The 8,297-nt window shown below is 35.8% G+C and carries 4 protein-coding genes; all 4 read left to right on the top strand.

Annotated elements, in window-relative coordinates; translation table 11 throughout:
* A partial coding sequence (locus tag H6F47_RS25855) for a tetratricopeptide repeat protein (RefSeq protein ID WP_190651629.1) occupies positions 1–740 on the top strand: 740 nt, incomplete at its 5' end.
* A 144-nt stretch (positions 741–884) separates the two neighbouring features.
* Positions 885–1,688, top strand: a complete 804-nt coding sequence (locus H6F47_RS25850; RefSeq protein ID WP_190651627.1) for an Rpn family recombination-promoting nuclease/putative transposase — start codon at positions 885–887, stop codon at positions 1,686–1,688.
* A gap of 261 nt (positions 1,689–1,949) precedes the next feature.
* Positions 1,950–6,554 (top strand): CHAT domain-containing protein, encoded by a 4,605-nt coding sequence (locus H6F47_RS25845; protein WP_190651624.1) that lies wholly within the window; start codon positions 1,950–1,952, stop codon positions 6,552–6,554.
* A 100-nt stretch (positions 6,555–6,654) separates the two neighbouring features.
* Positions 6,655–7,497: a tetratricopeptide repeat protein gene (locus H6F47_RS25840; protein ID WP_096565838.1), complete on the top strand. Its 843-nt coding sequence runs from the start codon at positions 6,655–6,657 to the stop codon at positions 7,495–7,497.
* Positions 7,498–8,297 lie beyond the last annotated feature (800 nt).

Genomic DNA, 8,297 nt, shown 5'->3' with positions numbered 1-8,297 from the left:
TTGTTTACTATGAACAGAAAAAATGGGAATTAGCACTGGCAGATTATAACCAAGCTATCAATATTAATCCTGATTTAGCTCTGGCTTACAACAATCGCGGTGGTCTTTACTATGAGCAGGAAAAATGGGAATTAGCACTAGCAGATTTTAACCAAGCTATCAAAATTAATCCTGATTATGCTGATGCCTACAACAATCGCGGTAATCTTTACATTGACCTGAAAAAATGGGAATTAGCACTGGCAGATTTTAACCAAGCTATCAAAATTAATCCTGATTTAGCTGCTGCTTACAACAATCGCGGTGTTCTTTACAGTGACCAGAAAAAATGGGAATTAGCACTGGCAGATTATAACCAAGCTATCAATATTAATCCTGATTTAGCTCTGGCTTACAACAATCGCGGTAATCTTTACAGAGAGCAGGAAAAATGGGAATTAGCACTGGCAGATTATAACCAAGCTATCAATATTAATCCTGATGATGCTGATGCCTACAACAATCGCGGTGTTCTTTACTATGAGCAGAAAAAATGGGAATTAGCACTGGCAGATCTTAACCAAGCTATCAAAATTAATCCTGATTATGCTAAGGCTTACATGGGTCGCGGTTTAGTTTATTATGAACTTGGTGACAAACAAAAGGTAATTGAAAACCTCCAACAAGCAGCACGATTATTCCAGGCTCAAGGAAATGTTGCTTTTTATCAACAAATTATGGATTTCTTAAAAGGTTTGTAGAAAGTTTCTTTGCTGATAACATTTTATTTGTCTGAATCAGGATATCCAGGATTTAAGGATTTACAGGATTTTGTTATCTAAAATTATGTAAAAAACCTGTTGAAAATTTTCTTAGTTGAAACATGACTGATATAATACCTGTCTATGTTTGATAACGTCTGTCGCTTTTTAGCAGAGTCATTTTCAGCCGATTTCGCCACCTGGTTAATCGGTGAATCTATTGAACTTACCCAACTCAGTCCATCAGAATTATCCCTCGAACCGATTCGAGCAGATGCGTTAATTCTGTTACAGTCAGATGAAATGGTTCTGCATATAGAATTCCAAACTGAACCAAAAGCCCAAATTCCCTTTAGAATGGCGGATTATCGGTTAAGGGTGTATCGCAAATTTCCCAATAAACGGATGCGTCAGGTTGTGATTTATCTACAACCAACCACATCCGAATTAGTCCAGCAAACAGTCTTTGTTTTAGAAAATACCCGTCATGAATTTGGCGTTATTCGTCTTTGGGAACAACCCAGCGACATATTTTTGAATACTCCTGGTTTGTTACCGTTTGCAACTCTCAGTCAAACTGAGGATAAAACGCTAATATTACAACAGGTTGCAGAAGCTATTGAGCAAATAAACGATACCCGAATCCAAAGTAATGTTGCTGCTTCAACGGCGATATTAGCTGGGTTAGTATTAAACAAGAAACTGATTAAAAGATTATTGCGGAGTGATGCTATGCGCGAGTCTGTAATTTATCAGGATATCCAACAGGAAAAAGCTTTAGCAATTGTGACACGACTACTCCGTCATCAAGTCGGAACTGTTCCACCTGCACAATTATTGAAACTTGAAGCTATGGAATCAGAACAGTTAGAAGATTTAGCTGAGGCTTTACTTGATTTTTCTAGTTTAAGTGATTTAGAAGCTTGGTTAGCACAACATCAAGTTTAGCAATATTGGTCAGGGTTTAGCAATACTAAACCCCTACATCTTCAATAAGAAATAGGACTTACGCAACTGGCATATTTCTCTGTTCGTAGTAAGCGATTTATCGCTTATTTTTGGCACTAAAGTGCCTACTACAGACTTAAATTTAGACTTTCCTTGTGACACTTGCATAAGTCCTGAGAAATTACCTCAAACATCCCATTAACAACACAAACAAATACATCCTGTAAATCCTTAAATCCTGGACATCCTGATTCAGACATTATGAACAAATTAGTTATCCTCAAACTAGATGGTAATTTCCATGAAGGCTTTCGCGTTCGTTTAGAAATTGGTGAAGATGATGCGCTTCCCGATATTGAATTAAGTGACAATACATTAACATTACCTCCTCTTCCCACCCTACCTAATATTTATCAAGATTGGTCTAATAGTTATCGCAGTCTGGATGGATACCGCATTAAACCTAAAAAAGACCAAATTACTAATGTCAAATATCAATCTCTGAAAACAGAATGTCACACTCATACAAACATTCTCAAACAGCAATTTATTACTTGGTTACAAGCAGAGTCATTTCGCCAGATAAAAGAATTATGTTTAACACAATTAAATGCTACTGATGAAGTGCGAATAATTATTCGTACTCATGAAACTCAACTGCGAAAATTACCTTGGCATTTATGGGATTTATTTAATTATTATCCTCATGCAGAAGTGGCTTTTAGTTCCCTTTCTTCCCAACGGTTTAAAAAAAGTACCCGTTCCCATATCCGCATTTTAATTATTCTGGGTAATAGTGAAGGAATTAATGTTGCTGAAGATGAAAAATTACTGCAACAATATTGTCAAGCAGCGGAAATCATTGTTTTAGTTGAACCTTCACCTTCAGAACTGAATAAATATCTTTGGGATGATACCGGTTGGGATCTGATTTTCTTTTCTGGCCATAGTCGTACAGAATCAACAAAAGGCAGAATATTTCTCAACCGCACCGATAGTTTAACAATGGATAAGTTGCGCTATGCACTACAAACCGCCGTCAGCAAAGGGTTACAATTAGCTTTTTTTAACTCCTGTGATGGTTTAGGAATTGCTACTGAATTAGAAAGTTTGCATATTCCCCAAATAATTGTGATGCGTGAACCTGTACCAGATAAAGTAGCTCATCAATTTTTAAAAGACTTTATTCAACAGTTTACCAGTAGAAAATCTTTCTATCAATCTGTGAATATTGCCCGCAAAAAATTACAAGGTTTAGAAACAGAATATCCTTGTGCTAGTTGGTTGCCTGTAATTGTCCAAAATTTGTTAGCAACGCCTCCGACTTGGCAGAGTATGGGGGCTGTAGTTAGTTGTCCTTACAGGGGTTTATCGGCTTTTCAAGAACAAGATACAGTCTATTTTTATGGGCGAGAAACTATTACCCAACAATTAGTTACAGCAGTGAAAACAAAGCATTTGGTAGCAGTGGTTGGGGCTTCGGGAAGTGGTAAATCTTCGGTGGTATTTGCCGGGTTAATTCCCCAATTAAAACGTGATAAAAGTCAACATTGGCAAATTGTGTCTTTTCGTCCGGGGAATAATCCGTTAGAATCATTAGCGATCGCACTTCATCGAGAGTTAGGCACTAAAAAAGATATTTCTCCTAATTCCAGATTGCAAGAATTAGAAATAGAAGTACAGTTAAAACAAAGTCATAGCACTTTATCTAATTTCCTAGAATCGCTGATTAGTATTTCACCCAAATCACATATTATCTTAATTGCTGACCAATTTGAAGAACTTTATACTCTTTGTCAGGATACCGGAGAACGGAAAATATTTTTAGATAATCTTTTAAATGCAGTTAATAGTATTCCTGGTTGTACCTTAGTGTTAACCCTAAGAGCAGACTTTTTTGGTGAAGCTTTATCTTACCGTCCTTTGAGTAATGCCTTGCAAGATGCTCAGGTGAATTTAGGTCCCATGAATGCCTTAGAATTAGAAAGTGCCATTTCACAACCTGCTCTTAGTCTCAATGTACAATTAGAACCAGGATTAACTCAACGTCTCATTGATGTGGTGCTTAATTCTCCTAGCCATTTACCCTTACTAGAATTTACTTTAACTCAGTTGTGGCAACGGCAACAGCAAGGATGGCTAACTCATCAAGCATACACGGAAATTGGCACTATCGAAACTGCACTGGCGAATCATGCTGAGTCAATTTATGCCCAATTAAGTGCAGCCGATAAACAAAAAGTACAACAAATATTTATTCAATTAGTGCAGCCAGGAGAATATAACACAGATATCCGGCGTTTAGCTACTCGTGGGGAAGTGGGGGCAGAAAACTGGAATTTAGTTACACAATTAGCAAATGCCAGATTAGTAGTTACAGACATTAATAAACTGACAAAAATTGAAACCGTAGAAATTATTCATGAGGCATTAATTCGTAATTGGCGCAGATTAAAACAATGGATGCAAACAGATGGAGATTTTCGCCGATGGCAAGAACAGTTAAGAACAATAATGCGACAATGGGAAAATCATCAACAAGATACAGGAGGATTATTGCGGGGTAAATCTTTAATTGATGCCCAGGAATGGTTAAGACAACGGGAAAATCAAATTAGTGCCAATGAGCAAAATTTTATTATTCAAAGTTTAGAACTACAAAAGAAAGAAAGTCAAGCTCAGAATGCGGCTAAAAACCGAATTATTATTGCTTTAAGTGGTGGGTTATTAGGAGTATTACTATTAGCTGGTGTAGCTTTATGGCAAAGGCAAAAATCCCAAATTAATGAATTAAAAGCCTTGAATTTATCTGCACAAGTATTGTTAAAATCTGGGAATGAAGTTGAAGCTTTTATCCCCACACTGAAAGTTATCAAAAATTTACAGCAGTTAAATTTCTTAAACTTCTTAAATTCTCAAACTCAGTTAAGTTTGTCTGCGGCTACTTTAGAAAATATCAACCAAATTCGAGAATACAATCGTTTACAAGGACATAAAGGTGAGATTTCCACTGTTAAATTTAGCCCAGATGGTCAGCTTTTAGCTTCAGGTAGTGAAGATAATACCATCAAAATTTGGCGACGATATGGGAAGTTACAGCAAACTTTATCAGGTCATAAAGATAGAGTTTTTAGTGTTATTTTTAGTCCAGATTATCAATTTTTGATTGCTGCTAGTTTTGATAACACTATTAGTTTTTGGCGTTATGATCCTAACACAAAATTATTTACAAATCAACCTAATTTTAGGTTAATAGAACAAGATAGATTATTGGCAATATCTCTCAGTCCCGATAGTCAAATTTTAGCAACTGCTAACAGTAAAGGAAAAATAAAACTGTGGACATTAAATGGACAACTGATGAAAACAATTAACGCTCACAAACAAAAAATATGGGGTATAAATTTCAGTCCAGATGGAAAAACTATTGCTACTGCAAGTGCTGATAAAACCGTTAAACTTTGGCATCTTGAAGGTCAGGAATTAAAAAAATTACCAGTAAAAATATTATCAGGTCATACTGATGAAGTTTTGGCTGTAAAATTTAGTCCCGATGGTCAAACTTTAGCCTCTGCAAGTAAAGATAAAACTGTGAAACTTTGGGATGTAAATGGAAAATTACTGCATACTTTAGAAGGTCATAATAATGAAGTTTTAGATGTGAATTTTAGTCCAGATAGTAAAACTCTAGTTTCTGCTAGTGCTGATGATACAATTAAAGTCTGGATGATTCCTAATGATTTGACTAAAGATTTTGAAGCTAATTCCCAATTTCCAATTTACACCTTTTTAGGACATGGAGGTAAAGCATCAGAAGCCAGTTTTACTCCTGATGGCAAAACCATAGTTTCTGCAAGTGCTGACGGCACAATTAAACTTTGGCATTTGCAAGGTATTTTACCGAGTTTTTCTGGTAATAGTGTGAGTTTCAGTCCTGATAAAAATACTATTGCAGTAAGTAATAAACAGGGAATTATCAGCTTACGACAGCGTGATGGCAGTTTGCTAAAAAGTTTTTATGCCCATGAGGGAGAAATTATCAAAATATTGTTTCATCCCACTGGAAAAAATATTATCACTATTGGCGTTGATAATCAAATCAAAGTTTGGAATCTTGATGGTAAACTTATCAATAGTTGGCAGGGACATTCACAGGATAATAGTATATTGAAGAGTATATTTAAGCCAATTCAAGATATCAGTTTGAGTCCAGATGGTAACAAAATTGCAACTATTAGCAGGGTTGATAAACAAGTTAAAATTTGGGACTTACAAGGAAATTTATTAACAAGTTGGCAGACGAATGATAAATTACTGACAAATATCAATTTTAGTCCAGATGGTCAGACTTTAGCAACTGCTGGAGATAAAACAGTAAAACTGTGGAATTTAACAGGAAAATTACTGCAAACTCTTTCTGGACATGAGGATAATATTACATCTGTAAGTTTTAGTCATGATGGAAAAATCATAGCTACTGCTAGTGCTGATAGAACAGTGAAACTTTGGGATAGAAAGAGTGGTAAATTATTACAGACTTTACAACATCATCAAAGTGTTTATAGTGTAGATTTTAGTCCTGATAGTAAAATTCTGATTTCAGCCAGTGGGGATAAAATCAGTTTTTGGAATTTGCAGGGAGAATTAATTTATAGTCTGCAAGGAAGTAAAAATGATCTTTTAGAAGTTAATTTTAGTGCAGATGGAAAGATGATAAATTCTGTGGATATTAGTAATCATATCACTTTGTGGGATTTGGATATTCATGGTTTAAAAAAACGTAGTTGTGAATGGTTGCATGAATATTTACAAGAAAATGTTAGTTTAGTTAAAGATGAGGATAAATTATGTGAAAATAATCATTAGTTTATCTGAATCAGGATTTCCAGGATTTAAGGATAAACAGCATTAAAATAGGATTTTATCACCAATTACCAATTACCAATCACCAATCACCAATCCCCTTATGTCTACCTTAAAATTACCCTTTACCTGTCTAAGTTTAACAATCACTTCCCTAATGATTATTGGAGGGAATTTTTATCAAGTTGCAGCTTCTCAAACTCAATCAATACAAATATCAAAAAACTGGCTTTTAGAAGGTAAAATCAAGGTAAATCAACAAGATTATCAAGGGGCAATATTAGATTTTACACAAGCTATTAATCATAATCAGCAAAATGCAGAAGCATATTATCAACGGGGTTTAATTTATGCTAGATATGCCCAAGGAAAGCCTTTAAATCCTGATGGAACTGTACCGGGTTGTAGGAAAAAGGATGATTATATAATTATTTGTCCAGTAGAAGTAAAAGATAAAATTCAAGAGTATAAACAGAAAGCTATTGCAGATTTTACTCAAGCAATTACAATCAATCCCCAATATGCAGTAGCTTATCATCAGCGCGGATTAATACAAGAAGAGAACGAACAGAAAATAGCAGATTTCCAAATAGCAAACACGCTTTATTTACAAAAAAGTTTAGCTTCTTTAAAAGCAAAGAAATTTCCAGAAGTAACACAGTTGTTAAAGATTATTGATAAGTTACAGGCTGAAATAAACTCTTTGAATAGAATAGTGGATTTACGAGATCCAGAACTACAATATCCTGTAAATTCTTCAACTGTTTCTCCTGATTCCATTGAAGAATTAAATAATCAAGCCTATGCAGCTTTGAATAAAGGAGATGTGCAGACAGCAATCCAGAAGTTCAAAACATTAGCTATTAAACTGCAAGAAAACAAGGAATATAAAAGATATCAGCAAATACAGCTAATTATTATAGAACTTGAGAAAATTCGTAGTTAGGGTTTGCTGAAAAAGTTATCTGTGAGGAGCTAGGAGTATGGCTAACGCCACGCTTACTTCGACAGGCTCAGTACAAGTCGCTATCAAGGAGTTTTTTTGATTTGGAAATTGTGCAAACACCTGTCCTGAGCCTGTCCTGAGCCTGTCCTGAGCCTGTCCTGAGCCTGTCCTGAGCCTGTCCTGAGCGGTGTCGAAGGGCGGTGTCGAAGGGCGGTGTCGAAGGGCTAACAAAGTGCAAGCTTTTTGAGGCTCACAGTACCTCAAACCTTGCACAATTTTAATTTTCACCATCCTTACAGCTATTTTCAGGTAAATAGGGTTTGCTGAATAAACCTAAAACCTTGATATATCAAAGGTTAGAGGCTGATAAACACAGAAATTAGTGCAAGGGTTTTGAAGGGTATACCGGAAAAAGTGTGCATTTTTTGGGATTTCAAGAGATGGCAAAGAAATTTTCAAATCTTCTCCTGACTCCTGACTCCTGACTCCTGACTCCTGACTCCTATGCCCTCACGGAAAGACTTTCTCAGCAACCCCTAAATAAACCACATTTTGATTTAGGTTTCGCGTCAACAATGTAGGGGCGTTCGCGAAGCGTGCTGGAAGCATCAGCATTGGGATGATAGTCTTAGGTAGGGTTTGCTGAATAAACCTAAAACCTTGATATATCAAAGGTTAGAGGCTGATAAACAGAAAAAAAGTGCAAGGGTTTTGAAGGGTATACCGGAAAAAGTGTGCATTTTTTGGGATTTCAAGAGATGGCAAAGAAATTTTCAAATCTTCTCCTGACTCCTGACTCC

The organism is Sphaerospermopsis sp. FACHB-1094 (genome assembly GCF_014696195.1).
GTDB lineage: Bacteria > Cyanobacteriota > Cyanobacteriia > Cyanobacteriales > Nostocaceae > Sphaerospermopsis > Sphaerospermopsis kisseleviana.
Note: the sequence above shows the minus strand (reverse complement) of the source record. Positions and strands in the feature narration are given on the sequence as shown.